At 54.6% G+C, this 24,871-nt stretch carries 24 protein-coding genes and 2 pseudogenes; 15 read left to right on the top strand and 11 right to left on the bottom strand.

All coding sequences use genetic code 11. The annotated features are described in order from the left end of the window. Positions 1 to 97 precede the first annotated feature (97 nt). Positions 98 to 1,270, top strand: coding sequence for an alpha/beta fold hydrolase (locus ACR0DH_RS04100; RefSeq protein WP_480547332.1), 1,173 nt, complete (start codon positions 98 to 100; stop codon positions 1,268 to 1,270). 331 nt (positions 1,271 to 1,601) lie between these two features. Here ACR0DH_RS04100 and ACR0DH_RS04095 read toward each other — a convergent pair whose 3' ends face one another. The 5 genes from ACR0DH_RS04095 to ACR0DH_RS04075 all read right to left on the bottom strand — a co-directional run bounded on the left by ACR0DH_RS04095 (position 1,602) and on the right by ACR0DH_RS04075 (position 4,656). After that, a complete protein-coding gene (locus ACR0DH_RS04095; protein ID WP_480547330.1) occupies positions 1,602 to 2,021 on the bottom strand; it encodes a hypothetical protein in 420 nt (139 codons plus the stop codon). A 315-nt stretch (positions 2,022 to 2,336) separates the two neighbouring features. Further along, positions 2,337 to 2,933: a LysE family translocator gene (locus ACR0DH_RS04090; RefSeq protein WP_480547328.1), complete on the bottom strand. Its 597-nt coding sequence runs from the start codon at positions 2,931 to 2,933 to the stop codon at positions 2,337 to 2,339. 5 nt (positions 2,934 to 2,938) lie between these two features. Further along, positions 2,939 to 3,337 carry a RidA family protein gene (locus tag ACR0DH_RS04085; protein ID WP_480547326.1) on the bottom strand — a complete coding sequence of 133 codons (399 nt, stop codon included), beginning with the start codon at positions 3,335 to 3,337 and terminating at the stop codon, positions 2,939 to 2,941. Between the two features lie 105 nt (positions 3,338 to 3,442). After that, positions 3,443 to 3,820: a nuclear transport factor 2 family protein gene (locus ACR0DH_RS04080; protein ID WP_480547324.1), complete on the bottom strand. Its 378-nt coding sequence runs from the start codon at positions 3,818 to 3,820 to the stop codon at positions 3,443 to 3,445. Then, positions 3,817 to 4,656, bottom strand: a complete 840-nt coding sequence (locus ACR0DH_RS04075; RefSeq protein ID WP_480547322.1) for a PhzF family phenazine biosynthesis protein — start codon at positions 4,654 to 4,656, stop codon at positions 3,817 to 3,819. The genes ACR0DH_RS04080 and ACR0DH_RS04075 overlap by 4 nt, the downstream gene beginning before the upstream one ends. A 108-nt stretch (positions 4,657 to 4,764) precedes the next feature. Between ACR0DH_RS04075 and ACR0DH_RS04070 the strand changes: the two genes are divergently transcribed. Continuing rightward, positions 4,765 to 5,226: an Lrp/AsnC family transcriptional regulator gene (locus ACR0DH_RS04070; protein ID WP_480547320.1), complete on the top strand. Its 462-nt coding sequence runs from the start codon at positions 4,765 to 4,767 to the stop codon at positions 5,224 to 5,226. 6 nt (positions 5,227 to 5,232) lie between these two features. Here the strand turns inward: ACR0DH_RS04070 and ACR0DH_RS04065 are convergent, their stop codons facing one another. Then, a complete protein-coding gene (locus ACR0DH_RS04065) occupies positions 5,233 to 6,132 on the bottom strand; it encodes a LysR substrate-binding domain-containing protein (RefSeq protein ID WP_480547318.1) in 900 nt (299 codons plus the stop codon). 374 nt (positions 6,133 to 6,506) lie between these two features. Between ACR0DH_RS04065 and ACR0DH_RS04060 the strand changes: the two genes are divergently transcribed. Both ACR0DH_RS04060 and ACR0DH_RS04055 read left to right on the top strand, forming a co-directional pair. Then, entirely contained in the window at positions 6,507 to 7,283 is a 777-nt protein-coding gene (locus ACR0DH_RS04060) for a GNAT family N-acetyltransferase (protein ID WP_480547316.1), read from the top strand. Between the two features lie 136 nt (positions 7,284 to 7,419). Next, a pseudogene (locus tag ACR0DH_RS04055) lies at positions 7,420 to 7,941 on the top strand (NUDIX domain-containing protein); the annotation flags it as partial. 451 nt (positions 7,942 to 8,392) lie between these two features. Here the strand turns inward: ACR0DH_RS04055 and ACR0DH_RS04050 are convergent. Beyond that, entirely contained in the window at positions 8,393 to 9,265 is an 873-nt protein-coding gene (locus tag ACR0DH_RS04050) for a bile acid:sodium symporter family protein (RefSeq protein ID WP_480551880.1), read from the bottom strand. 227 nt (positions 9,266 to 9,492) lie between these two features. On the opposite strand from ACR0DH_RS04050, the gene ACR0DH_RS04045 reads away from it, so the two are divergent. The 4 genes from ACR0DH_RS04045 (at position 9,493) to ACR0DH_RS04030 (ending at position 12,739) form a co-directional block, all read left to right on the top strand. Further along, a complete protein-coding gene (locus ACR0DH_RS04045) occupies positions 9,493 to 10,470 on the top strand; it encodes an AraC family transcriptional regulator (protein WP_480551683.1) in 978 nt (325 codons plus the stop codon). Positions 10,471 to 10,631: 161 nt separating this feature from the next. Beyond that, positions 10,632 to 11,498: a cysteine hydrolase family protein gene (locus ACR0DH_RS04040; protein WP_058282012.1), complete on the top strand. Its 867-nt coding sequence runs from the start codon at positions 10,632 to 10,634 to the stop codon at positions 11,496 to 11,498. 48 nt (positions 11,499 to 11,546) lie between these two features. Then, positions 11,547 to 12,032, top strand: a complete 486-nt coding sequence (locus tag ACR0DH_RS04035) for a YHS domain-containing (seleno)protein (RefSeq protein WP_480551681.1) — start codon at positions 11,547 to 11,549, stop codon at positions 12,030 to 12,032. A gap of 137 nt (positions 12,033 to 12,169) precedes the next feature. Continuing rightward, a complete protein-coding gene (locus ACR0DH_RS04030) occupies positions 12,170 to 12,739 on the top strand; it encodes a carboxymuconolactone decarboxylase family protein (RefSeq protein ID WP_113789122.1) in 570 nt (189 codons plus the stop codon). A gap of 30 nt (positions 12,740 to 12,769) precedes the next feature. Here ACR0DH_RS04030 and ACR0DH_RS04025 read toward each other — a convergent pair whose 3' ends face one another. Next, entirely contained in the window at positions 12,770 to 13,723 is a 954-nt protein-coding gene (locus ACR0DH_RS04025; RefSeq protein ID WP_480551679.1) for a LysR substrate-binding domain-containing protein, read from the bottom strand. Positions 13,724 to 13,805: 82 nt separating this feature from the next. Here ACR0DH_RS04025 and ACR0DH_RS04020 point away from each other — a divergent pair, with 82 nt between their 5' ends. From ACR0DH_RS04020 to ACR0DH_RS04005, 4 genes and pseudogenes are all read left to right on the top strand, one after another. After that, positions 13,806 to 14,432, top strand: coding sequence for a pyridoxamine 5'-phosphate oxidase family protein (locus tag ACR0DH_RS04020; RefSeq protein ID WP_170668236.1), 627 nt, complete (start codon positions 13,806 to 13,808; stop codon positions 14,430 to 14,432). 60 nt (positions 14,433 to 14,492) lie between these two features. Next, positions 14,493 to 15,473 (top strand): alpha/beta fold hydrolase, encoded by a 981-nt coding sequence (locus tag ACR0DH_RS04015; protein WP_480551677.1) that lies wholly within the window; start codon positions 14,493 to 14,495, stop codon positions 15,471 to 15,473. Between the two features lie 54 nt (positions 15,474 to 15,527). Beyond that, the gene (locus tag ACR0DH_RS04010; RefSeq protein WP_480551675.1) at positions 15,528 to 16,439 is read left to right on the top strand and encodes a PhzF family phenazine biosynthesis protein; all 912 of its coding nucleotides are present in this window, start codon (positions 15,528 to 15,530) and stop codon (positions 16,437 to 16,439) included. 289 nt (positions 16,440 to 16,728) lie between these two features. Further along, positions 16,729 to 17,360 (top strand): annotated as a pseudogene (locus tag ACR0DH_RS04005) (tyrosine-type recombinase/integrase). A 212-nt stretch (positions 17,361 to 17,572) separates the two neighbouring features. On the opposite strand, the gene ACR0DH_RS04000 reads toward ACR0DH_RS04005, so the two are convergent. The 3 genes from ACR0DH_RS04000 to ACR0DH_RS03990 form a co-directional block, all read right to left on the bottom strand. Continuing rightward, positions 17,573 to 19,456 carry a multiheme c-type cytochrome gene (locus ACR0DH_RS04000; protein ID WP_480551687.1) on the bottom strand — a complete coding sequence of 628 codons (1,884 nt, stop codon included), beginning with the start codon at positions 19,454 to 19,456 and terminating at the stop codon, positions 17,573 to 17,575. Positions 19,457 to 19,532: 76 nt separating this feature from the next. After that, entirely contained in the window at positions 19,533 to 20,510 is a 978-nt protein-coding gene (locus ACR0DH_RS03995) for an HAD family hydrolase (RefSeq protein WP_480551673.1), read from the bottom strand. 76 nt (positions 20,511 to 20,586) lie between these two features. Then, complete coding sequence (locus ACR0DH_RS03990; protein WP_480551671.1) at positions 20,587 to 22,161, bottom strand: arylsulfatase; 1,575 nt, start codon at positions 22,159 to 22,161, stop codon at positions 20,587 to 20,589. 277 nt (positions 22,162 to 22,438) lie between these two features. Between ACR0DH_RS03990 and ACR0DH_RS03985 the strand changes: the two genes are divergently transcribed. The 3 genes from ACR0DH_RS03985 to ACR0DH_RS03975 are packed head-to-tail and all read left to right on the top strand — an operon-like array spanning position 22,439 to position 24,871. After that, on the top strand, positions 22,439 to 23,422 hold the full coding sequence (locus ACR0DH_RS03985; protein WP_480551669.1) for an AAA family ATPase: 984 nt from the start codon (positions 22,439 to 22,441) through the stop codon (positions 23,420 to 23,422). 31 nt (positions 23,423 to 23,453) lie between these two features. Next, positions 23,454 to 24,398, top strand: a complete 945-nt coding sequence (locus ACR0DH_RS03980) for a DUF58 domain-containing protein (RefSeq protein ID WP_480551667.1) — start codon at positions 23,454 to 23,456, stop codon at positions 24,396 to 24,398. Continuing rightward, complete coding sequence (locus tag ACR0DH_RS03975; protein ID WP_480551665.1) at positions 24,395 to 24,871, top strand: DUF4381 domain-containing protein; 477 nt, start codon at positions 24,395 to 24,397, stop codon at positions 24,869 to 24,871. The genes ACR0DH_RS03980 and ACR0DH_RS03975 overlap by 4 nt, the downstream gene beginning before the upstream one ends.

Here is a 24,871-nt window from a genome sequence, read left to right as displayed (position 1 = left end):
GCAAACGTGGAGGTGCGAAGGGCCCATACATCAACAATGACAAGTAGGAACAAGAAGAATACGGTCGGCGTCAAGTTTACGAAATCGGAGGTGAAAATTGGGCGATTCTAAGATATTGATTACTTTGGTTAATGGCACGTTTGCCCCCAATGCCAGTTGGATAAAGTCAGGCTCATCTTTGGCTTCTTGGTTGACAAAAAATCTTCCAAACCCACCTTCGGTTCATTCCTTCTCTTGGCGAGGCCAAAACAAAGTTCGAGCGAGGCTAACTGCAGCTCGAGACCTAAAGTTGCATGTGGAGTCGCTGAAAGCGCAACACGAACAAAGCGGAGAAAAAGTAGCTCACTACATCATCGGCCACAGCCATGGCGGAAACGTCGCACTCTACGCATATGCTCAATTGAAAAACAAAGACGACATAGACGGTATCATCTGCCTGTCGACGCCATTCCTACATTTCTGGAGCAACAGATCCGTAAACACCATGAGCTTTTTGGCGCGCTGCGCTCTAACGATCATCATCTTTGTGTTCATGAAAGGCATCTTGTCCGACATACACAAGGACTACGGCGATAGCTTTTCTGACGGAGTTTCTTGGGCCGCCTTCTTGCTTTCACAGAGCCTCAATCTTCTGATTTGGTTTGTTTTCTTCATACTCTACAGAGTCAGCAAAGATGCTTCTCTGAGTTTTAAACAGAGAATCTACGACGCAGAGCTTCCGCACATCCCCAGCAAAAAGTTTCTTTCGGTTCGCACAATAGGTGATGAAGCAAGCGGCTTGTTGGGTGCTGCATCGCTAATCAACTGGATTTCAATTCGTGTAGCGACAATCCCTTACAGGATCGTCACTGTTTTTGGTGCGTCGTTTCTGGTTTTGGCTTACTTGCCGGTTTTGTTGGGTCCTATGGTGTTTGGATATGACGTTGATTTCGGTGCTGCCATCATCATGAGCACCGTCGGAATAGTGCTAGGTCTGCCCTTCCTGCTGGGCGTACTCCGCCTGTTCTGTACGGCATTGTATGGTTTCGACATCCCCTTTCGTTATCCCAATTGCCTAGTTTCGGCGGAAACAACGCCCAACACCGGATCGTATGAAAGTGTTCTAGTCGAGCCAATCTCAAGCAATGCCGCTGAATATTACGATCCTCACACTGAGGAGGTTGTGGTCTTAGATAGGTGGGAGGGCCTTAAGCACAGTGAAATTTACGACAATACTGATTGCCTCAAGATCATTTCATCTTGGATTTCTGCAAAGCAAAATCGGATATGATCCAACGACGGTCTTGAAATCGTGTAGCATTGAGTGGCGGGTGCGCAACACCGCCGTTTGTTGAGCCTTGGCAGTTGCACTAGCGAGACTTCCGGTACTGTCGTGCCCGCTGCATTGTGAAATATGGCCTTGTTCATGCTAAAGCGGACGTTCGCGGCGGATGCAGCATCAGTCACTCTGGGCTCTCAACCGACCTCGGATGCAGCGCAGCATTGAACCAGGCGGCCAAGGATTTGATGTTGAGGGTCGGGCCACTCCGGACATTCAAACGGGAGCCAATGCTGAGGCGCCGCTTCCGCAAAGCAGCCGTCTGCACTTACCATGACAGCGCCTAAGGCGCACCCGTGGCGAGAAGCGGCGTGAAGTCGTTTTCCGCGACCGCTTTGCGGACGTGCGACGGATAACAGTTCCCGAGACCCTTCGAGACGCGGTGCGTCGCGCGTGCCTGCTCGTTCGTCAAGAGGTAGAAAGTCGGTGAGAGCGTTCGCAGATCGAGTTCAACAAAGAGGAAAAAGTCCGCATCGCCCTTCGTAGCCATGTCTACTGGCCATCGAGAAATTTCGGTCGGCCGTTCGAGGAACTGACGGGTCTTCACCTCAATCGAGCGCGCCATGCCATTCAACACGGCTATTAGGTCGTGCCCGGGTGCTCCCTCAGGACTGGCATAGGCTGCGACCCCTAAGGAATTTAGCTTTGCGAGCGCGAGGGCCTCGCCGAGATTGCCAGATTGCTGGTGGGAGAGCTTCTGCATTTCGAATCTGTAGGCGCTGGCCCCTCATTTTCCCCTAACATGCAGCGATGAAGACGATCCCTGCAAGATGCACGTTGCGAGACGGAGCGGAAGTTGCCGACCTGCGACGTTAGACCCTTCCGGCCCAAAGCCGCCGTCTGGCGTGGACTGCGGATGCTGCGGTCGCAGCCCGCATTGCCGCCATTCGCTGCGCTCGCGAAATCAGGTAGCAGGCGAACTCACGGCCCGCATGGCATTGGAAACATTAGCTGCAGCTGCGCGAATGGCCGGTGTTCTGCAAGTCTAAGTCAGTTTCACAGCACCTTCGAAGCCTACTCAGAACCAGAATTGTATCACCGTGACAGCAAGCAACACTGCCATTAGGCCGTTGAACACATGCCAGTGCCAATCAAAACTAAACAACCGCGCGACCACACCACCGGCCAAAGCCCAAACAGAGAGCGAGAAGCTTGCCGCGAACACGAATGTACCAGCCAAGATAGCGCCGAGCACGATGGGTTCTGAAACCATATCAGAGAATGAAGACGCCACTCCCATGGCCATAGCCCAGGCTTTAGGATTGATCAGAAGGAGCACGGCTCCACCAGGCAAGCTGGTTGGCCGGGAGGTGTCGACTTCCGTTTTCTTGGGCGGGCCGGCTAGCCCTATCCTTACGGCGAGCCACAACAAATAGACCGAACCAATTGCTTTGACACTGAGTTCAAGAAAAGCGTTTGATTTCAACGTGGCGGCGAGGCCGGTTCCTGATACGGCCATGAGCAAAGCAAGCGCAAAAGCAATCCCAAAGATCAACGGCACTGTGCGCCTGAACCCAAACCGCGCTCCGGATGCAGTCGCAAGTGTGGTCGCTCCGCCCGGCGAACCGGTCGCCACCAATGCAAACACAACTAGGGCCCAAAACTGGTCTGGCATGACACTTACCGGGCGGCTGTCACTTCGATCTCGACCAGAAGTTCGGGCGACGCCAAGGCGGAGACCACGAGCGTCGTCACGGCTGGGGCATGCCCTTCGTTCCAGCGCGCCTGCCGCACTTTGGATAGAATTGATAGATTTGCAGCTTTCGTTACGTAGTAGACAACACGAAGAATGTCGGATGTCGCCAGACCGGCGTCGGCCAGAAGCGCCTCAACATTGTCGATTGCCTGATGGCACTGAGGCTCAAATCCTGCTGGCGTTGTACCGTCTGGGGCAACGCCAATCTGACCGGACAGGCAGACTAGCGCTTGCGGTTGGTTGATCTGTGTGCCGTGCACATAAATCCCCTGGAATTGCTCAGGAACGGCGCGCAATCCGGCGGGCGTCAGTCGTTTGATCATCTGAGTTCCTCGTAGCCTTGTGAAATGTGAGCTGAGGCTAAAGTGTTGGCCCCATAGCGACCAACAAAACCGCAAGGTCTGCCATCAGCTCATCTTTTGGGTCGTTCAGCTTTCGTCGACGATGCTGACTATCAGTCCGTCTTTGATCCGAAACGCTGAAGCGCCGTTGAACTGCAGGCTTTGCCCTGCCTTCCATCCATTTGGCTGATCTGCAGCAACACGCGCGGAGAATTCGATCTCGGCCAACGTGGTGTCACCAACCGAAATTGCGTTTGTCACCCTCTGATTGCGGCTTTCAAAGGCTTGTGCGCCAAGTTCGGCCAATTCAGCGAATGCCTGCTTGCCAGAGGTTTCAGCCGTGACTGCTCCATCTGAAACATTTAAGAATACAACATCTTCCGCGAGGCACGTCAGCATCGCCGCGATGTTCTTTTCATTGTAAGCCGCAATGTAGCGTTCAATCACATCAGGTATCGCGGTCATCGGATGTTCCTTGCACTTCCGGAAACTTCGACCGACGCGCCTTTGGTATCGCTCAACGCGACTTCGATAAGAGACGGGCTGCCCATGTCTTCACCCTGACTGATTGTGAACTTGCCGCCGTGGGGCCATCCGCGATCGCGCAGGTAACCGGCAAATGCAGCGGCTGCCGCCCCTGTCGCCGGGTCCTCAAGAACGCCGCCGGACGCAAAGGCGTTGCGAGCCACGAAGACCTGTTCTTCTTCAATGTGCACCAGCATCACCGTAACCAGATCATGTCTGCGCATGACGGTGCGCCCATCATCCAGATCGTATGCCATTGCGGCAAGTTTGGCGCGATCCTTTAGTGGTAGGACAATGTGGTCAGCACCACCGTGGATGCGCGCCGGGGGGAGTCGCGGATCCAGGTCGTCCGGTGTCAGCCCGAACAGTGCCATGACATCCCGTGCCTCATTTTCGTTTATCGCGCTGCTCTTTGTCGGTGGTGAAGACAAAGTGGCCTTCATTCCGTCCGATGTTGCGTCTGCAGTCACGGTGATCGTTGCGTCGTTCAATGTCAGTGTGAAGGATCCGGCGCCGTAACGTTCGCCCAATGCGGCTCCGAGGGCGATGGTCGCGTGACCACAAAAAGGAACTTCGGATTCCGGAGAGAAATACCTGACCCGCCATGTCTTGCCGCTGTCATCCAGTGCGGCGGCAAAGGCTGTTTCGGAGTATCCGACTTCCGCTGCGACCCGTGCCATCTCATCTTCGTCTAACGCGTCGTCCGACAACACCACACCTGCGGGATTGCCGCCCTGTGATCCCTGACTGAACGCTGCAATGCGCTGAACATCCATCGAAAGCTCCTGTGTCTCGTTTTTGGCATTTTAGTACGCGCTTCGGCCCTCCGTCCCGGCAACATCAGTGGCACTAGCGGATATTCTCTTTTGTTCCGGTTCCAACTAGTGCATATACCTTTCATGTTGAAAGGGCTGGACAAAACAGACCATCAGATTGTCGAGATACTCGAGTCTCGCGGGCGAAGCAGTCTTGCCGACATTGGCAAGGAAGTGGGGCTTACTGGTCCGGCCGTTGGCGAAAGGCTTCGCGCCCTCCAGGAGAATGGCTATATCACCGGTTTCGGCGCGCGAACCGACCTGCGCAAGTTCGGCTATTCCATACAGGCGCTTGTTCGGATCAAACCGCGGAGCGGGCAGCTTCACACAGTCGAGAAGATGATTGAAGAACAGCCGCGCTTCATGTCCTGCGACCGGGTCACGGGTGATGATTGTTATGTCGCTCGGTTGCTGTTGAAAGATGTGGCAGAGCTGGACAAGATCCTTCTGCCTTTTCATGACAGGGCAGAAACAAACACATCTATTGTGAAGTCCAGCATGTTCGAACCCCGGTTGCCGCCGCTGGATTAAGGGGTGTCAGTGTCTCCAATCCTTTGTCGCCGCTAAGAGCCACTTCCGGAATGTCCTTATCTTTTGCGAGTGCCGGTGGCTCTCGGGATAGACGAGCCAATAGCCGGAGCCATCCTGACAGGTGAGCTCGAACGGTTGTATCAACCGACCGCTTGAGAGTTCTTCCCTAAAAAACGCGGGCGTCAGCATGGCCACGCCCTTGCCTGCAATCGCGGCATTGGCTTCCAGGATCTGCGGCCCAAAATGCTGCCGGGCATCGTTCGACATGTCAGCATCATCCAACCCGGCAGCTGACAGCCAATGGGCCCACCAGGGGTCTGACCGGGAAAGGATCGGAAGGCGCAACAGATCCTTGGGCGTGCGGACGCCTCCGATACTGTCTGCCAGGTCTCGACTTAGCATTGGGGTGTAGCGGTTTGGGATGAGCAGGTGGCTGGACAGACCACGCCAATCACCTCTGCCGCCACGAATGCCGACGTCAAAACCGCTTGACGATAAATCCGTAAGTGTCTCGCTGACTTCGACACGAACCGCGATATTGGGATTCTCCATTTGGAAGCTTCCAAGGTGCTGGGCCAGAAAGTTGGTTGCGAAGGTTGGTATGACGCTGATCGCCAATGTCTCCTGGGACGTCCCTTTTGCTTCGGCGAAGCCGTCGCTCAGAATATTCAATGCCTCGGTCGCCCTTGCGGCGAATCCTGCCCCGATCTCCGAGAGTGATACACCCCGCGCCTCGCGAACAAAGAGCGGTGCTCCGACCCGTTCCTCTAATACTTTGATCTGATAACTCACAGCGGCCTGCGTCATTCCCAACTTGTCCGCTGCGAGCGTGAAGTTCTTGCAGCGCGCGGCTTCTTCAAAAACCCGGATCGCTGACAAAGGGGGAAGGGCTTTCCGTGATACCATAGAACTGCCTTATGCCATGAGCGTGCGTTTGATTGGATACGCTGTTGTTTGTCCGAAATACCTTCCTTCACCCATCAGTTCAACAAATATGAGGGTGATATGAAACCCAGTTCTATTGCCAAAGGCTTACTACGAACGGTGAAGGCCGTTTCCATTCCTCGGCTCAAAATGCGACCACAGGCAGAGGACATTCGCCATTGGTCGCGACACATGAAAAAGGACATTGGTATGGACTACCCCGCCCCACCGGATCGTACAAATTATCCGATGTAACCAAGGTGCTTGATGCCACGAAAACTAAGAAAGTCAGCAGACAAGTGAATGTAGAAATAAAATCCGCCAAACAGTTCAGTGATGAGGAATTGTGCCAGGCAATGAACGCGGCGTTCTCAGACTATGCTGTGCCGATGCAACTTTCGCAGAGCGCTTTCTCGTTCATGATGCGGCAGCGCGGACTGGACCGCGCATCCTCTCATGTTGCCATAGTGGACGGTAAAATTGTGGCGGTGTGGCTTGTGGCGTTGCGCGCTGGCAATGCCTATCTGATTGCCAGCGGGACCGGCCCCAGCTTCCGGCGCAGCGGGCTTGCCCGGTTTTTGGCAACGGAAAACACTGCGCACTTGAGACGGCTTTCGGTCAGGCGTTTTCAAACCGAGGTCCTTTGCGACAACAAGCACGCATTTGATCTGTACGCATCTCTGGGGATGGCCGTTGCGCGGACCCTGGATTGCTATGAATTGTCCGCAGCGGCAGCCGCTGACGCCACATCATCGGCTTGTAGCCTGCCTTGGGCAGATATTCGCGCTGCTATGGACGCAATGAAGGAAACTGAGTCCTCTTGGCAGAACAGCGCCTCCGCAATTGAGGCGGTCGAAAACGAGGTCGAATGTTGGACCATCTCCGATGCGCTCGGCCTTGCAGCGTACGTTGTCTTGATTCCGCGGACCGCAACTTTGGCCCAGATTGGCGTTCGCGCGGACCGTCGCCGAACCGGGCTAGGCAGTATACTGATCAACCGCTGCCGCCAGAACGGGTCTTTGCGTGTCTTGAATGTTGACAGCGGCTCGGATGCCATGCGTGCATTCCTTGCGCGACTTGGAGCACGATCTACGGTCAGCCAATTCGAGATGTCCATGGATTTGGTGGGGTAGAGCAGTGAAGACGAAAACGAATGAATATTTTCGCCCAATAACCAAGACTGTGCTGTCAGACGAGTGGGGCGTCCTGACGAAGCAAGAATTCGAGCTACGGCGGCGCAGCGGTGAGTAGTAACAACAAACCCGCGAGGTTTATGATCGCGGAAACGGCGCGACCTGCCTTGTCTACGATCCGGACAAGAACTGTGTTCTTCTCACCCGTCAGTTCCGATTGCCCGCATTCCTGAATGGCGGGTTCGAGGCTCTGATCGAAACGCCGGCTGGTCTTCTGGATGGGGCACATCCCGAAAAAAGGATGCGCAAGGAACTCATGGAGGAAACCGGCTTTGAGGTCGACAAGCTGACGCATGTGTTTGACGTGTATATGAGCCCCGGATCCGTCACCGAATACCTGGCATTCTTCGAGGGAACATACTCTGCCGCTGACCAAATTGATATCGGCGGAGGTTCATTTGCAGAAGGCGAAGACATCGAAGTGATGCAGGTTCCGCTGCCAGAGGCCATGCCGATGATTGAAGATGGCAGAATTCGGGATGCGAAGACGATCATCCTGATTCAGCGACTTGTAATAGAGCACTCAGGCGTTCGGGGCACTTGGTCCAAACCTAACTCCAGACCAAACCCACGCGGTCAGAAACCGCCTTGTCCGTAGTGCGTGTTCTCCCACCTTGTTGAGGCCAAGACGCTGGAGCGTCGTGCAGTGCCCTTTTCGATGCGCTCAAAGTAATTCAGAGCCGGCATGGCCTTTTCCAGTCGACAAACAAACGGTAATAGAGGACGGCCCTTACCAGCCGTTCATCGGGTCACGCATCCCCGCATTGCAGCTTCACCGAACCGGACTTTCGCTGCGAGAGCACAATTCGGCGGTGGTCTAACTCACAGTCCGCGGACAAAACTGACCTTGGAGACTACACCTTCGCTGACGCAGGATCCACCGCACTGGCAGCAACAGCTTATACCTTCAACAGGGAAAATCGCCAAAGCGGCCGTTCCACAGAAGGCTTGGGAGCTCCTTGATCGCTCTTTGACTAGATGGCACTCTGGCATGGAAACAAAGGGGCTTGGCTCAGCGCATAATCAGAGCTAGCAAATAGGCGTCAGGATCATGAAATTGGGCTTCTTCGCGCAAGGAAAGCGAAGACAGGCAACATTGTTACGATCCAGACCACGCTATAAATTGCGGATGGGATGGCATATTCGCTTAACCCATTGGTGTTAGGCAACAGCAAGGTGGCAATTGCGATTCCCAAAGCTCCGTTTTGAACGCCGGTCTCAATTGAAATCGTCTTCGCCTCGATGTCTGTGCATCCGAGCATCCCTGAACTTATGATGCCAATAAACGTGAGTGACGCACCTACAACAAAAAGTGCGGGCCCAAGCCTAAGGTAGTTGTCCGCGACCACCACCCAGTTTGAAATGATCGCGCCTCCGATGACCACCGCAAAAAGTAGCATGGAGACCTTGCTAAAGATTGGTTCGACAGCGGCAACAATTCGCGGCGCCAAGGACCGCGCCATCACCCCGACTAGGATCGGTGAAGCTGTTAAAAAAAACATTGCTAAAGCCGTCGACGAAATGTCGATAGCGGGCGCAGTTGCCCCCATGAACATCTGCATCGAAAACCCCAGGATGAGCGGTACGGTAACGACACAAGTCAGACTGAAGACTGCTGTAAGAGTAACGGACAAAGCGACATCCCAATTCGAAAGCTTGGTCACGATGTTACTGATCGCCCCGCCCGGACAGGCCGCTAAAATCATGATTCCAACGGCTGTCTCAGCGGAAATCCCAAAGATAAAAGTCACCATCAAAGCGATGCAAGGCAGCAAAATGATCTGGTTGAGAGCCCCTACGCAAAAGGCCCGCGGACGTCGTCCGATGCGTTGAAAGTCAGCCGTTGTGAGTCCGAGGCCAAGGCAGAACATGATGACAACAACTGCAAGCGGCAGCAGCACAGATATAAAAATTTCGCCCATCTACCATGACCTCTATGACTGCATGCTTCCGCACGCTTTCGGACGATACCGTTCAGAAAACCTGATGACGAGTTTTATCAGTTTGGCGCATTTATCCTCAAGCGCCCGAAGATCGAGGCTGTCTTTATTTATTATACCTATCACAGGGTTGGACGATCTGGTGTGAAAGAGCTTTCCAGTGCTAATCTCACTGTATGGCAAGTGTAACTTACGCATTCGCCCGCGCGATGGCCAACGCCGCCGGGATGACGCTGAACGACGATGGCGCCCTGATTTCGAATGGCGCTGTCGTGCTGCGTTTACCAGAAGCTCAACACGGCCAATTGGCGGATGATGCGTATTTCGATTTGATAGATTGGATTCGTGCGCAACAAGCGGACGAGGCCGCGTTAGTTGAGGCCTATGCAAACGCGATTGCGACCGATGATCTCGGCGTACTTGGCCTGGCCGTTAAGACAGCTCCGACCTTGCGGCAATCATTGCAACGGATCGAGCGCTATTTTCGTCTCGTCACGGACACCGCAGTGTACAGACTTGATGAAACCGGCGACCCGGTTCTTTGGATTTTTGAAGGACAAACACCACATCGCGCCGCCTTGGAGCTGCGCAACGAATGCGCGCTTGCGGCCTTTGCGAGGAACATGCATCGGTTTGTGGGTGATGGGTTGTCGCTCGCATATGTCACGTTTCAGCATGCATGCAGACAAGAGCCAGAACATTACGCCGAATATTTCGGGTGCCCGGTTCGATTTGGGAGCGCCCACAACGCCATTGCTATGCGCCCTGCTATGCTGGAAAGCGAAAATCGTCTTGGCGATCCGGGCTTGTCAGATTTCATGACGAAGCACCTGGATGAGGAGTTCAACTCTCGCGATGACGACACCTCACTGAGCCAAGCAATTGTCCACCGGCTTACACCGGCCCTGAGTAACGGCGCACCGCAGGCAGCGCATGTCGCCCAAGAGATGGGAATGAGCGAGCGCACTCTTTACCGCAGGTTGGCCGAAGAAGGGCTGACCTATCGCGACGTTCTTGGTCAGGCACAAGTTGCACTCGCTCGTGACCTGCTCCGTGACGGTAAGGCTTCCATAGCCGAGATCGCATTTATGACCGGGTTTTCGGAACAGAGCACGTTCAGCCGCGCCTTCAAGCGCTGGGTTGGCCAGGCTCCGGCACGATTCCGGCAGCAAGCGACCTCCGACTAGGCGCGCACCTCAAGACCACATGGCAGGTTCGGTCAAAACCTTGGCAGGGCCTGCCAATACCTCGGCCAACGTGGCGCCTAACTTTTTCTTTGTCAGATCCACCTGGGGCGTTCCCGAGTAAAGCAAACCAATTTGCCCCTCTCAGACAAAGGAAATCTGCAATGAGCAATCATGACCACAAACATGGAGCAAGCTGCGCTTGCGACGTCACGCCCGAACGCGTTGATATGGCGCGCCGGCGACTCTTGCAACAAGCCGCCGGTGCGGCCGCGGCAGGTACAACAATAGTGGCTGGCGGGCAGGCCCTTGCCGCGACCGACGAAGCACGCGCCTACTATGCTGACCCGGAAAATCCAGGCCTTCCCCAAATCGACATGACCATCGAGCCGGGGCGTACTGCGCTTGTGGTGACCGACCCCCAGATTGATTTTTTGTCAGAGGACGGTGTGACGTGGGGTGTCGTTGGCGAAAGCGTGACCGAACAGGGCACGGTCGACAATATCGAACGGCTTTTCATTGCCGCCAAGGCTGCGGGGATGCCGGTCTTCATCTCGCCCCACTATTACTACCCACATGACCACAAGTGGGAGTTCGAGGGCACTCTGGAAGCCACGATGCACAGCATCGGCATGTTTGACCGCCTGGGACCGCTCAATTTGGACAACTTCGAGGGCTCAGGTGCCGACTGGATGCCGCAATACAAGAAGTACATCGAGGATGGCGAAACCATCATTTGCTCGCCACACAAGGTTTACAGCCCTGCTCAGAATGACCTGAACCTGCAATTGCGTAAACGCAAGATCGACAAGGTGATCCTCGCGGGGATGTCGGCGAACCTGTGTACGCAGGCGCATCTCTACGAGCTGCTGGAGCTGGGCTACGAAGTCGCTGTCGTTCGCGATGCCACAGCCGGGGCCAAGGTGCCTGAAGGTGACGGGTATCTCGCCGCCATCATCAACTTCCGAATGGTCGCCAACGGCGTCTGGTGGACCGACGACGCGGTTGAGCGCATTGGCCAATCGGCCTGACGCAAATCGATCTTCAAATTTGATCCTGACATCCTGAAAGGACATATCATGACACGCATCTTCACATTTCCCGCACTTACAACAGCGTTGACTCTCGCCCTGGCGGCGGCGGCATTGGCTGACGATGAATACAACGTTTCGAACAGTCTTACCTTGACTGGGCAGCCCCTCGGCATGCATGGCGTCGATCCTGTATCGATGTTTGAAGCCGAAAAACCCGAAATGGGCAACGCCACTTTTACATCGGCTCATGATGGAGTGGACTACTATTTTGCGTCGCAGGCAGCGCAAGCCACATTCGAGGCGGATCCGACGGCACATCTGCCTCAATTCGGCGGGTTCTGCGCCTTTGGCGTCTATGTAGGCAAGAAGCTTGATGGCGATGTTCGGTATGCCGATATCGTGGACGACAAGCTCTATCTCTTTGTGAATGAGGACATCTTCAAGAAGTACCTTGAGGACAAAGAGACCGTGATCCAAGGCGCCCATGCCAAGTGGGCAGACATCCACCACACGCCTGTCGGCAGCCTTTGATCGAGGAATTTGGTGGCTTTTGCCGGTCGGAGCCACCGCTGCCTCTCCCCTCCCCAAAAGACCGGCATTTCTCCAAGACGCCCTGTCCGCAATGACAATTCGCGTGCGTCGAAAACTCTTCCCAAAGGAAACCAGACATGACTGATTTTGAGACCTATACAATCGCCTCAGCCCCTGATGCCGCGAAACCAATTCTGGAAGCATCGCTGAAAGGATATGGTTTTGTGCCCAACCTTTATGCGGCCATGGCCGAAGCGCCCGCAATTTTGGAAGGCTATACGACACTTTCCAACATCTTTGGAAAGACCGGCCTGTCAGAGACTGAGCGCCAGATCATCCTTATGACCAACAACCGGTTGAACGGGTGCAAGTACTGCATGGCCGCCCATACCACTCTTTCACAGATGGCCGGTGTCCCCGAAGACGTGATCGCAGCGTTACGCGATGGCAGCCCTATCGCCGACCCCAAATTGGAAGCACTGCGCAAATTCGTCATCGTGATCAACGAAAGCCGAGGCTGGCCCAGCGACGCACAGGTCGAGGCGTTTCTGACGGCTGGCTATACCCGCCAGACCATGCTGGAAGTCATCCTTGGCACAGCGTTGAAAATCCTGTCGAACTATACGAACCATGTGGCGGAAACGGCTTTGGATGATGCGTTTGTCCCAAATGCATGGACCGCCTCATCCGCGGCGGCGGCTGAATAGCGCGATTTTGCCTAATTGTTGGTCTTGCGCTTAGGCCTGAGTTTGGTTCTGGCCAATAAGGAAATCCGATTTGAGACGTTCGACCGCAAAATCAACAAAAGCGCGTACCTTCGCAGACACGGTTCGACCCTCTTGATGCACAAGATGGATGGGAACCTCGGGTGGCTCATATGACTTCATGACAGTCTTGAGCCGCCCATCTGCAATGTAGGGTGCCACCTGATACGACAAAAGCCGTCCGATCCCATGACCTTGCAACGCCAACTCAATCACGGCGTCATTAGTATTCATGCTGATGCGTGGGTTCACTCGTTTGGTTATGCTCTTTCTACCGCTTTGAAAATGCCATTGGGCGGATGCATTCAGGGCAGTAGAATTAATGATCGCGTGGCAGGACAAATCATCGGGCGTATCTGGTTCGCCATATTGGTCAAGATATTTACGGGAAGCAAACACGACCTGCCTCACCGTACCACACCTGACAGCCATCAAACTGGAATCAGCGAGGTTGCCAATTCTGATCCCGACGTCGAGACCCTCATCAATCAGATTGACCACGCGGTCCACATAGAGCGTGCGCGCTGAGAGCTTTGGATACAGATCCAGAAATTCGCCCAGAAGCGGAGTGATGAACATACGACCAAACAAGACCGATGCGGTGACACTTAGTTCCCCGGTTGGTTCGGCATAGGAACCGAAAGCGGCGCGCTCGGCCTCTTCAAGATCAGCCAAAATACGTCTGGCATCCTCAAAAAACCTTTGTCCACTATCAGTCAGCATCACCGAGCGCGTGGTGCGCACAAAAAGACGGATCCCCAGGCTGTCCTCAAGCATGGAAACCATTCGGGTCACTGTTGGCGGTGACATGTTGAGGTGGCGGGCCGCCGCGGCAAAACCTTTCAACTCGGCCACCTTCACAAAGACGTTTAGCGCGTGAAATCTGTCCACAGCATTATTCCACTTTTTGGAATAATATATTGCCAAGTATCTGAATTCCGCAACATAGAAGCTCTGATTAACTTCACCTCAGTCCCAGGGCATCGCCCAGACCGAGATGGAGAATTCAATGGCACGACCCTTTGCAGAGATCAGCTTCACGCCTTCCGTGCGCGAAACGCAGGCCAAAAATGGTTCAGCGAACGGTTACGCGAAGTTTCTGGAAGGCACCCGTGACGAGGACCTGATCAGCCCGATTGAGGCCAGCTTCATCGCGCAAAGGGACGGCTTCTATCAGGCCACGGTCTCAGAAACCGGCTGGCCTTATGTGCAATTCCGCGGCGGTCCAACGGGTTTTCTGAAAGTGTTGGATGAACGGACACTTGCCTACGCCGATTTCCGCGGCAACCGGCAGTACCTCAGCACTGGGAATCTGCTGGGCAATGACCGCATCTCGCTGATTCTGATGGACTACCCCAATCAGAAGCGTCTCAAGATCTGGGGTCAGGCGATGATCATTGGTGCCGAGGACGATCCGGCCCTGATGCAGCGCCTGAGATCGCCGGACTATCGCGCTCACCCGGAGCGGGCGGTTGTGATCAAGCTTGAAGCGATGGACTGGAACTGCCCACAGCACATCCCCCAACGCCTGACCTTTGAAGAGTTTGAAGATTATCTGGCCCCGTTTCGCACTGAGCTGGCAGCGCTGAAAGCACGAAACGCAAGGCTCGAAGCGTCGCTCGGACAGCAAATCTGACCAGTGTCAATCCTGGCGTGTTCAGACGCGCCCCCCGTAACCCAATGAAAGGAAATACCCATGTCGCGCAATTTGAAATCCATCCTGAGCGCCAGCATTCTCGCACTTTCCATTGCTGTGCCATTTGCTCCGGCGCCTGCAATCGCCGTAGAGACTGGAGTTGAAGCTGCGCAAGCCGTCAGCTTCCGCACGGAAGAAATCGGCGACATCGCTATCGCCTATCGTGAGGCCGGAGATCCGAGCAGGCCCACCGTCCTGCTGCTTCATGGCTTTCCGACTTCTTCGCATATGTTCCGTAACCTTATCCCGGAACTGGCCAAGAACTACCACGTGATCGCGCCCGATTTCCCCGGATTTGGCGCGTCGGACATGCCGATGGCCGAAAACTTCGAGTATTCCTTCGCAAATATCTCTGGAATGATGACGGCGTTGCTCGACCGGAAGGGTATCGATCAATACGCGGTCTATCTGATGGATTACGGTGCCCCGGTTGGTTTCCGTATGTTTGCGGAACAACCCGAGCGGGTCACTGGCTTTATCATTCAAAACGGGAATGCTTATGAAGAAGGGCTGCGCGAGTTCTGGGATCCAATCAAAGCCTATTGGGCCGAGCCATCGCAAGAGAACGGCGACCAGCTTCGTGGATTCCTCACTCTGGATGCCACCAAATGGCAGTTCACCCACGGAGTTCAAAAACCCGAGTTGATCAGCCCGGATAACTATTGGCACGTCCAATACCTGCTTGACCGCGATGGCAATCAAGAGGTGCAACTTGAACTCTTTCTGGATTACGGCACCAACGTTGCAGAGTACCCAAAATGGCAAGCGCTGTTTCGCGAGCATCAACCCCCGGCACTGCTGATGTGGGGGAAAAATGATCACATCTTTCCGGCCGAAGGCGCCTATCCCTATCAACGCGATCTGAATGATCTCGATTTTCATCTGCTCGATACGGGTCACTTCGCGCTGGAAGAATATGGGCCCGAGATTGCGGCGCAAATGACCGCCTTTCTGAACCGCATCACCGCCGCCAGCAACTGACGTAATACTGGCCGCACCATGCTCAAAGGTGCGGCCGACGCATGGAGAAAACCAATGAATACGCAAGCAAATACTGTCAGACAGGTAACGGTTGAAATCGTACACGGCTTTGTCGACGGTGGCGCCGGTGGAAATCCCGCAGGCGTCGTTCTGGACGCTGATAAATTGGGCGAACAGGATATGCAAACCGTCGCGGCAAGGGTTGGATTGTCCGAAACGGCCTTTGTGTCGCAGTCCAAGACTGAGGGCTTCAAACTGGATTTCTTCACACCGAACAGGCGCATCGCTCATTGCGGTCATGCAACAATTGCCGCCTTCTCTCATCTGGACGCGCTGGGCCGGATTCCCAATCCCAACACCTCGAAGGAGACAGTTGATGGGCCAAGGCGCATACTAATGAAGGAGGGCGCCGCCTATATGGAACAGCTAGCCCCAAAATACGCGATACCAGAGGAATGGGTGACAAAAGGTATAAGCATCGACGATGTACTGAACTCCCTTGGGATCAGCAGACATCACCTTGATCAGGAAATACCACCGATTTTAGTCAATACTGGTAACAGTTTCATTGTCATCGGCCTCGCTGATGCCGATAGTCTTGCCAATGTGAAACCAGATTTTGCCAAAATCACGCAAATCAGCGAACGACTGGATTTGATCGGCTACTACGTCTTCACAAGAGACCCATCGGCGACCGACCGAGACGCTACAACCCGCATGTTTGCGCCCCGATACGCGATTGAGGAAGAAGCCGCGACGGGGATGGCTGCCGGGCCCTTAGCATGTGTATTGCACGACTTTGTCGGATCATCTCAACGATCATTTCAAATCGAACAAGGGGTGTTTATGAACCCGGCGAGTCCGAGCTTGATAAAAGTTGATCTGGACATCGAGAATGGAACAATTTCCGGCCTGATGGCGGGTGGCTACGGCATGGTTAAACGCTCCCTTCGAATTGCTTTCTAGCGTTAAACAGCTAGTCAAATGTGATGTTTGCTTGCTGCCAATTTCGCGTACGGTGAAATTAGGCACTGAATTCATCCGATGGCGGAACGTCTGGTTTTCCATTGCAATGTGACACGAATACTTGCTTGCCTTAAGAACAAATCTTGCTGCGAGCGCGTGCAGCAAGAATTTGTAATGACTAGGTTGGGCTCACAGCCAACCTCGGAGGCGGTGCAGCAATCTCGTGATATGTTACCTCGTCAACGTCGGGTTGTCGGTGTGGAGGGCATGGCGGATCGGAGGATCAGTCATGGAAACACCAAACTTACCGGCCATTCGCGCGCTTCGTCCAGCCTGGAACAAAGGACGTATCGTTGGCCAGAAACGGCCGCTGAAGCCAAAGCATGTCTGGGCGATCCGTGTTCGACTTGAATTGGCAGAAAATCATTGCGACCTCGCACTTTTCAACATGGCGATCGACAGCAAGCTGAGAGGTTGCGACCTGGTGAAGATGAAGGTCGTCGACGTTATGGCATCTGGCCAGATCAAAGAACGGGCTTCCGTGTTGCAAAGCAAAAAGCACAAACCGGTGCGTTTTGAAATGTCCGAAGGCACAAGAACCTCGGTAGAGAAGTGGATGGAGGATGAACTCATGGTCGGCTCTGAGTACCTTTGGCCGGGTCGCTTCCATGAGCGTCTTCATATCTCGACACGCCAATATGCACGGATCGTCTGAGATTGGGTCACATCGATCGGTCTGGAAGCGAGCGCATATGGCACGCATTCAATGAGGCGAACAAAGGTGACCCAGATCTACAAAAAACCGGCAACTTGCGGGCGGTTCAGCTACTGCTCGGTCACACAAAAATGGACAGCACGGTCCGATATCTGGGCGTCGAACTTGAGGACGCGCTAGCAATCGCCGAGGCCATTGAAATCTAGTAAATTCGGGCCGTCTTCGAGGGCGGCCCTTGGCAGCCGTTAACTACAGTTTGGACTTTGCATTATAGCATCTCATAAGCGGTCATCGATGTACCGCGCGATTTTTTTGGTAATATCACCTCACCAAAGGTATCAAGTTGAAATCGAGCCGATAAATCGCAAAACGGATCAGGCTTATCCTGCAACTGATCAATACACGTCACCCTTCTTTTTCATCGCAGACCCGAAGCTAGTGCAGAAAGCGAAGGGTCATCTGGATTGATCAAAAGCGCGCGGTCTAGTACCTGCCTTGCAGCACTTAAATCGCTTGTCGCGGCAGCGAGACGTACCTGCATCACCCACGCATCAACACGTTGTGGATCGAGATGAGTTACTTCTTCAAAAGCCATTTGTGCGGCAGCTAAGTTGCGCATCGACAAGGCCATCCCACCCAGAACCAAGTGAGTTTCTGGAAAATCTGCGCGGTTGAGCAACGAGCTTCTCCATTCGGTCATGGCCTGTTGCAATCGCTCTTGTTCCTGGCGAGACATTTGCAATCCATTCGCTGACAGCATTGCCCGCGCTGCTGCAATCCTGACTTTCCGGAACGGATCCTCCAACAAAGGCAAAATTTTTGAAAGCTCGTTTTCGTTGGCATCAGTTAGCAAGCCCACCGCAATGGCGCGAACCATAGGATCGGAATCATCCAACTGTCCAAGAGCCAAATCTCTCACATCCTCCGCCATGTCCTGCTGTAACAACCACAAGGCTGTTGCACGAACAATCGCAGGCTGGGCGGTGTCGCGTGCTAACTGGGCAAGATCATTGCTAGCCGCACCCGAACTGGTGCGCGCCTTAGCGAACACCTGCGCGAAATGTACATCACGATTTACGCTTTGCGGATACCAAGCCTCTACAGTCTTTGCGGCCCATTCGGAGGTTTGATCCGTATGGCAATCGGTGCAAGTATCCGGAGCCCCTGTCTCTACCGTAAGATCTGGTCGTGGGATGCGAAATCCGTGATCCCGGCGCCCATCAACGCCCATGTAAATCTGCTCTGGCATATGGCAGCTTTTGCACTCTGCACTTTCCGAACCCATAGGATGAAAGTGGTGGGCCGGATCGTCATAGAGCGCGCGTGTTAGGCCAGGAAACTCTTCGCGCCCTGCTGGCGAATGACACTGGGTGCATACATCATTTCCTTCGGCGATGAGCGTTGCAGAGTGTGCGTTATGACAATTGGTGCAGCTGACGCCGCTGGCATACATCTTAGACTGCTGAAAAGAACCGTAGACATAGACTTCGTCCAATATTTGGCCGTCCGAATGATAAAGACCAGGTCGCAGTAGCGCGAGGTTGTAGTTGTCGTGATACGATGATCCAGGCAGCGGATTACCGTCTCCAAACGCCTCACGACGAGAATGGCACGTGGCGCATTGCTGGATCGTCGCCTCCGCGCCCGCGTTGAAATCCATAGTCAGTCCGAGCGTGTTCAATTGCCCGTTGCTATTGGTAAGTTCGCTTCCTTTGGCCCAGTCGAGATGAGCTGAGCCGGGACCATGGCAGGCTTCGCAACCAACACCGATTTCAGCGTGGGTTGATGCGTAAGTACGCGTGTTCGGATCATAGTTCTTCTCAAACCCGGTAGCATGACATTCGGCGCATCGAGCGTTCCAGTTTTTGTAAGGCCCGGTCCAATGCAATCCGTCATCCGGCGGCAGGTCCTGATCGGGATAGAGGTGATACCAGCGTTCGTTTTCCACGTCCCAGACCACGTCGAAGCTTTGCAGCCGGCCTGGCTCAGTTTCGAACAGGTATTGCTGAAGCGGAGCGATGCCCACGACGGAATGCACCGGGTATTCAGTTGTGAGACCGTCTTTTTCGGTGACGGTGGCGCGATACTGCACTCCGTCGGTACTGAAACGGACGTTCATGCCATCATGGCTGAAGGAGGTGCCATCGAAATCTGCAATCACCGTATTCGGCGCCGGAGCGCTCCATGCCAGCGCGTGATGCGAACCGCTCCACGCAGCGGCGGCTTCGGTATGGCACTTGGTGCATTGCGAAGAGCCTACATATTCAAGCTCTTGAGCGGATGATACGGTGGGAAGCCCCAGAAAGGTTGTTCCAGCAATGGCAACCCAACTGATCAGGGGCGCTGATAAAAGAATGGCTATCTTTATATCCTTCCCGCTACTGGTTCACACCGGTGTAGACGCGCGACCAATCGCTGGCCATATCGACGATGAGCCAGCCCAGATCGGGACCGCTTTCCAGCCCATCGCACAGCCGACCAATATGGCTGTCGCAAGCATAGGCCACTTCGCGTTCACCATCCGTATGATGCACGATCAGGCCCAGCCGAAGTCCGTCGCCCGCCGTGGTCCATTCAATCATCGCATAGTCGCCGTCCGAGTTTCCACCAGCAATGATCGGTCGTTTCCCGATGATCCGGTCGATATTGATTGGCTTACCTTCTTTATCGTCAACAAAACCGATCGCCGGTTGTTTGATGATGGTAGGAACACCGTCGATCACCTCATAGGTGGTTTCGGTATAGGTGCCGATGACCTGTTCGGTCGGGATGCCATAGGCGGCCTCGGCAAAGACCCGCATGAAATGAATCCCACCACCAGAGACAATATATGTCTTGAACCCTTCGTCACGCAGATAACGCAACAACTCCACCATCGGCTGGTAAGTCATCTGGTCGTAACGCAGACCCGTAACCGGGTGAGTTGCGGTGGCAACCCAGTCGCTCACACTTGCCTGAAAATCGTCTACACTCAGACCACTATGGGTCGCCTCTAGAACTTCGATCACGGCTTTTTCGCCACCCTCAGCCAGAGCCTTGTAATCACCTGCAGCAGCAGCCTTGAGCGCATCAGACTTGACCACTTCAGGGTCATCCTGCGCCATTTTCTGAAACGCTTCGACCGCATAGATCAGTTGGAAATATACCGGCTGCTCACCCCATAGCGTGCCGTCATTGTCAAAGACTGCAATACGGTCGGTCGGCGTAACATAACCATCGGAATTGGGGTCGGTGACGCTTTCAACAAACGAGATGATCCGCGCCTTGCTGTCTGTTTCATTCCAGGATGGCAAAGGGTCTGCAAATACAACCGAAGTGATGGAAAACAGCGAAAGGAATAGAAAATACCTGAGCATGAATTGGCACCTTAGCAGGGTCAAAGAAGACAGGCCGCCACGATTGTGGCGGCCCGGATCGGTTCATTATTCAGGATCAATCGCCCACAGGGGCGGTCATCTTTTCCATCACCTGTTCCAGATTGAAGCTGGCGGCTTTCTGGCGTGGTGGGAATTCCTGGAATGTCGCCAGGAAATTGCCCACATATTGCTGTGCTGGGACAAGGAAATAGGCCCTATTAAGCAACCAGTCATAATAGGTGTTCGAAGTCCGGTAGGCGCGCTCATAGGGGTCACGGCGCAGATTGATGATCAGGGGGATGCGCAGCTCGGTCCATGGTTCCATCCAGGCGCGCAGGGTGCCCCATGCTTTCTGCTCAAGGAAAATCAGCTTCCAGTCGTCATACCGCAGCGCCGTTAGATCACCGTCATCCGAGAAATAGAAAATCTCTTTGCGCGGTCCCTCTTCCACCTCGCCCTTGAAATAGGGCAGGAAGTTATAACCATCCAGATGCACCTTGTATTCACGTCCGATGGCTTGAACACCGCCCTGAATCAGCTCCTCCTTGATATTGTCACGACCCGCAGCGGCCAGATAAGTCGGCAGCCAGTCCATATGGTGCATAATTTCGTTCGAGACTGAGCCAGGCTCAATCAAACCAGGCCAGCGCACCATCGAGGGCACCCGCCAGCCACCTTCCCAGTTGGTGTTCTTTTCACCCCAGAACGGAGTCATCGCGGCATCCGGCCAAGTGTTCATATGCGGGCCATTGTCGGTTGAATAGTGAACGATGGTATTGTCAGCGATACCCAACTCATCCAGCAGGTCCAGCAGTTGACCAACATGCATGTCATGTTCCAGCATCCCGTCGGTATATTCGTCGTTGCCCGGGTTACGCCGGTCATCAGCCACATGAGTGCGGAAGTGCATCCGCGTACCATTCCACCAGACATAGAATGGTTGCCCCTGCTCATGCGAGCGCTTGATGAAGTCGATAGCCGCGGCAACAGTTTCGTCATCGACTGTTTCCATGCGTTTCTTGGTTAGCGGGCCCGTATCCTCGATCGTGCCATCGGCCTTTGACTTGATCACGCCACGCGGGCCATAGGCTTCGCGGAAAGTGCGGCCATCAGCCAGTACCTGATCGCCGGGATAGTCTTCGTTCTCGGGCTCTTCTTCGGCGTTCAGATGGTAAAGATTGCCAAAAAACTCATCGAAACCATGGTTGGACGGCAGATGCTCATCCTTGTCGCCCAGATGATTTTTGCCGAACTGACCAGTAACATAGCCTTCGGCTTTGAGCAGCCCCGCGATTGTCGGGTCTTCCTCTTGCATCCCGAGTTCGGCGCCCGGCAGGCCCACCTTGGACAAACCGGTCCGAAACACCGACTGCCCCATGATGTATGAAGACCGTCCAGCCGTGCAGGATTGCTCGCCGTAATAGTCGGTAAAGATCATGCCATCATCGGCGATTCGGTCGATATTCGGCGTGTGATACCCCATTAGACCCATCGTGTAGGCCGAGATGTTGGACTGGCCAACATCGTCACCCCAGATGACAAGAATATTGGGCTTTTGCTCTTGCGCAGTGGCGGAAACGGCCAGAAAAATCGCGCAGGTGAAAGTTGTTAATGGCCGGATGATGCGCCGAGGCTCAAAGGCTGCAAACATGTTTTCAAACCTTTTTTATGAGTAGTAGGGAACCCGTACAGCTTACACGTAAATTTGAGTCTTTGTGTTAAAAAATTGATTTATGGAATTGCTCAAATTAGTCTGAATCGCGTTCGGGGTTCAACTCCGGTCATATTCTGGATGGTTTGAAAGCGGATTTAATTCAATGTTTTAACCAGAGGAGTGTGTTTTTCGAATGCTCTCAAAGATTGAGCGGAAGTGCGCCTCCTTCAGCTTTGAGTGTAGAATTGGTTCAGGGTAATGACGGAGTATTCCCATGTCCGCACATGATCAGATCCTCGACCTCAAAGCCAGGATGGGTCGGTCTATCATCGGTCAGACCGAGGTGGTCGAGCGCTTGCTGATCGGCTTGCTGGCCAATGGCAACCTGCTTATCGAAGGGTTGCCTGGATTGGCCAAGACACGCGCCGTCAAAGCGATGGCAAAAAATCTGGACGCACAGTTCAGCCGCATCCAATTCACGCCTGATTTACTGCCATCGGATGTCACCGGTACCGAGGTATACGTCCAGGCCAGAAGTACGTCCGAATTCCGGTTCGAGCCGGGGCCGATCTTTGCAAATATCGTGCTGGCCGATGAAATCAATCGCGCACCCGCCAAGGTGCAGGCCGCCCTGCTGGAGGCGATGGAGGAACGCCAGGTCACGGTGTCGGGAACGACACATAAGATGGAACCCCTTTTTATCGTCATGGCTACGCAGAACCCTATCGAACAGGAAGGCACCTATCCCCTACCCGAAGCACAAATGGACCGGTTCCTAATGCACGTGAATATCATCTACCCCCCGGTTGAGGACGAGGTTGAGGTCATCCGACTGGTCCGGGGCGAGGAACAGTCAACCAATCAGCCCAAAAGATCCAGCGCGTCCAAGCCTTCCGCCATTCGGCAGCAGGCCATCTTTGATGCGCGCGCGGAAATCTCCGGCATTCACGTCGCGGATGCGATGGAGCGTTACTTTGCCGATCTGGTGTACGCTACTCGAACCCCCGCAACCCTGAGTGGAGAACTGGCCAGCTGGATCGAGGTCGGTGCCAGCCCGCGCGCCTCGATCGCTCTGGACAAATGCAGCCGCGCGCACGCTTGGCTGGCCGGGCGAGACTATGTCGATCCGCTCGATGTCAGAGCCATTGCCCATGACGTATTCCGCCATCGCATCACATTGAGCTATGAGGCGCAGGGCGCTGGTCTGTCGCAGGATAATGTGACCGACGAGATCATCAAACTGGTTGCCCTACCATGATGACAGGCCTTCGGCCGAGGATGTTATGCCAATGAAGCAAACGGCAACGATTACAGAGCTTGGGCATGATCCCCGTATTCATGTCGACCTGCACCAGTTGGTCGCGCTCAGACGACGGGCCTCGCGACTGACCTTTCTGCCTCGGCAACCTGCGAATTCCGTTCTGAACGGTCGCCATGCCTCGAAACTGCGCGGCCGGGGGCTGAATTTCGAAGAACTGCGCGCCTATCTGCCTGGAGATGATATCCGCACTCTGGACTGGAAAGTAACAGCACGCACGGGCACGCCCCATGTCCGGGTCTATACCGAAGAACGCGACCGCCCAACGCTGCTGCTGGTAGACCAACGCATATCGATGTTTTTTGGTAGCCAAGTCTACATGAAATCCGTCATCGCCGCCGAGGCCGCCGCCATTGCTGCGCATCTTTTGTTGGCGCAAGGCGATCGGGTCGGCGGGTTGGTCTTCTCGGACGACACTGTAGCCGAACACCGGCCCGTGCGCTCGGCCCTGTCCGTGCGACAGATGCTAGCCTCGATCGCTGACGCCAACAGTCGGTTATCGGCCAGAAGTCGGGTCGTTCGGCCCAACGTATTCAACCGGATGTTGCGCTCCGCGCTCCGGATTGCCAAGACAAATTATCTGATACTGATCTTCTCCGATTTCGACGGTGTTGACGCCGCGTCCGAGCCTTTGATCCGCAACCTCGCCCGGCACAATGACGTGATGCTGTTCAACATCGCCGACCCGATGGCTGCGCATATTCCTGCAAATATACGCCTCGCTATATCGGACGGTACCTTGCAGGCAGAGATCGACACTTCTACTGCCGAGACTCACAAACAAATAGAAGTCTTTGCACAGGACCGACTGGCGCATATCCGCGGCTGGGCGCAGAAATACCAACTGCCCTTCCTGCCGCTGTCGACGCAATCCCCTGCGCTGGATCAAATCTCTCGTTTGTTGGGGGCGTCATGAACCCGGATCTGCACGGCCTCAACCTTGTCGAGTTGATCGACCTCTTGGAGCCCGCGCCGCAACCTTCACCAATCTCGATGATGCCTCAAACTGTTGGGTGGGCCTGGCTTGGGATCGCACTTGCGCTGTTGGCCGGATCGTTGATCCGGCGAGCCATCAAACACCGCCAAGCCAACGCCTATCGCCGTGCAGCCTTGGGCGCGCTGGCCAAAGCAGAGGATGATCCGGCTTGCATCGCCGATATCCTACGCCGCACTGCATTGAGCGGATTTCCACGCGGCGAGGTTGCAGGATTGACTGGCAAAGACTGGCTATACTTTCTCGACCAGACCATGGACAACGACCGGTTTTCGAATGGCCCTGGACGCATCGTTGCGCAAGCTCCCTACCGCCCGGTCCCGGCTTCTCCAGAGCTGACCCGCTTGGCGCACGACTGGATCGTGACGCACAAGCAGCCGAAGCAAGAGGTCTGA

It is taken from the genome of Ruegeria sp. I1 (genome assembly GCF_056532675.1).
This window is presented reverse-complemented; position numbering and strand designations above follow the sequence as displayed.

What these genes read in the sequence shown, in the direction of transcription:
- ACR0DH_RS04060 (WP_480547316.1), top strand. Translation starts at nt 6,507, where the DNA reads ATGAACGCGGCGTTCTCAGACTATGCTGTGCCGATGCAACTTTCGCAG.
- ACR0DH_RS04020 (WP_170668236.1), top strand. Translation starts at nt 13,806, where the DNA reads ATGGCACGACCCTTTGCAGAGATCAGCTTCACGCCTTCCGTGCGCGAA.
- ACR0DH_RS04090 (WP_480547328.1), bottom strand. Translation starts at nt 2,933, where the DNA reads ATGCCAGACCAGTTTTGGGCCCTAGTTGTGTTTGCATTGGTGGCGACC.
- ACR0DH_RS04015 (WP_480551677.1), top strand. Translation starts at nt 14,493, where the DNA reads ATGTCGCGCAATTTGAAATCCATCCTGAGCGCCAGCATTCTCGCACTT.
- ACR0DH_RS04085 (WP_480547326.1), bottom strand. Translation starts at nt 3,337, where the DNA reads ATGATCAAACGACTGACGCCCGCCGGATTGCGCGCCGTTCCTGAGCAA.
- ACR0DH_RS03995 (WP_480551673.1), bottom strand. Translation starts at nt 20,510, where the DNA reads ATGCTCAGGTATTTTCTATTCCTTTCGCTGTTTTCCATCACTTCGGTT.
- ACR0DH_RS03990 (WP_480551671.1), bottom strand. Translation starts at nt 22,161, where the DNA reads ATGTTTGCAGCCTTTGAGCCTCGGCGCATCATCCGGCCATTAACAACT.
- ACR0DH_RS04035 (WP_480551681.1), top strand. Translation starts at nt 11,547, where the DNA reads ATGACACGCATCTTCACATTTCCCGCACTTACAACAGCGTTGACTCTC.
- ACR0DH_RS04065 (WP_480547318.1), bottom strand. Translation starts at nt 6,132, where the DNA reads ATGGTATCACGGAAAGCCCTTCCCCCTTTGTCAGCGATCCGGGTTTTT.
- ACR0DH_RS04040 (WP_058282012.1), top strand. Translation starts at nt 10,632, where the DNA reads ATGAGCAATCATGACCACAAACATGGAGCAAGCTGCGCTTGCGACGTC.
- ACR0DH_RS04075 (WP_480547322.1), bottom strand. Translation starts at nt 4,656, where the DNA reads ATGGATGTTCAGCGCATTGCAGCGTTCAGTCAGGGATCACAGGGCGGC.
- ACR0DH_RS04010 (WP_480551675.1), top strand. Translation starts at nt 15,528, where the DNA reads ATGAATACGCAAGCAAATACTGTCAGACAGGTAACGGTTGAAATCGTA.
- ACR0DH_RS03985 (WP_480551669.1), top strand. Translation starts at nt 22,439, where the DNA reads ATGTCCGCACATGATCAGATCCTCGACCTCAAAGCCAGGATGGGTCGG.
- ACR0DH_RS03975 (WP_480551665.1), top strand. Translation starts at nt 24,395, where the DNA reads ATGAACCCGGATCTGCACGGCCTCAACCTTGTCGAGTTGATCGACCTC.
- ACR0DH_RS04045 (WP_480551683.1), top strand. Translation starts at nt 9,493, where the DNA reads ATGGCCAACGCCGCCGGGATGACGCTGAACGACGATGGCGCCCTGATT.
- ACR0DH_RS04095 (WP_480547330.1), bottom strand. Translation starts at nt 2,021, where the DNA reads ATGCAGAAGCTCTCCCACCAGCAATCTGGCAATCTCGGCGAGGCCCTC.
- ACR0DH_RS03980 (WP_480551667.1), top strand. Translation starts at nt 23,454, where the DNA reads ATGAAGCAAACGGCAACGATTACAGAGCTTGGGCATGATCCCCGTATT.
- ACR0DH_RS04080 (WP_480547324.1), bottom strand. Translation starts at nt 3,820, where the DNA reads ATGACCGCGATACCTGATGTGATTGAACGCTACATTGCGGCTTACAAT.
- ACR0DH_RS04050 (WP_480551880.1), bottom strand. Translation starts at nt 9,265, where the DNA reads ATGGGCGAAATTTTTATATCTGTGCTGCTGCCGCTTGCAGTTGTTGTC.
- ACR0DH_RS04030 (WP_113789122.1), top strand. Translation starts at nt 12,170, where the DNA reads ATGACTGATTTTGAGACCTATACAATCGCCTCAGCCCCTGATGCCGCG.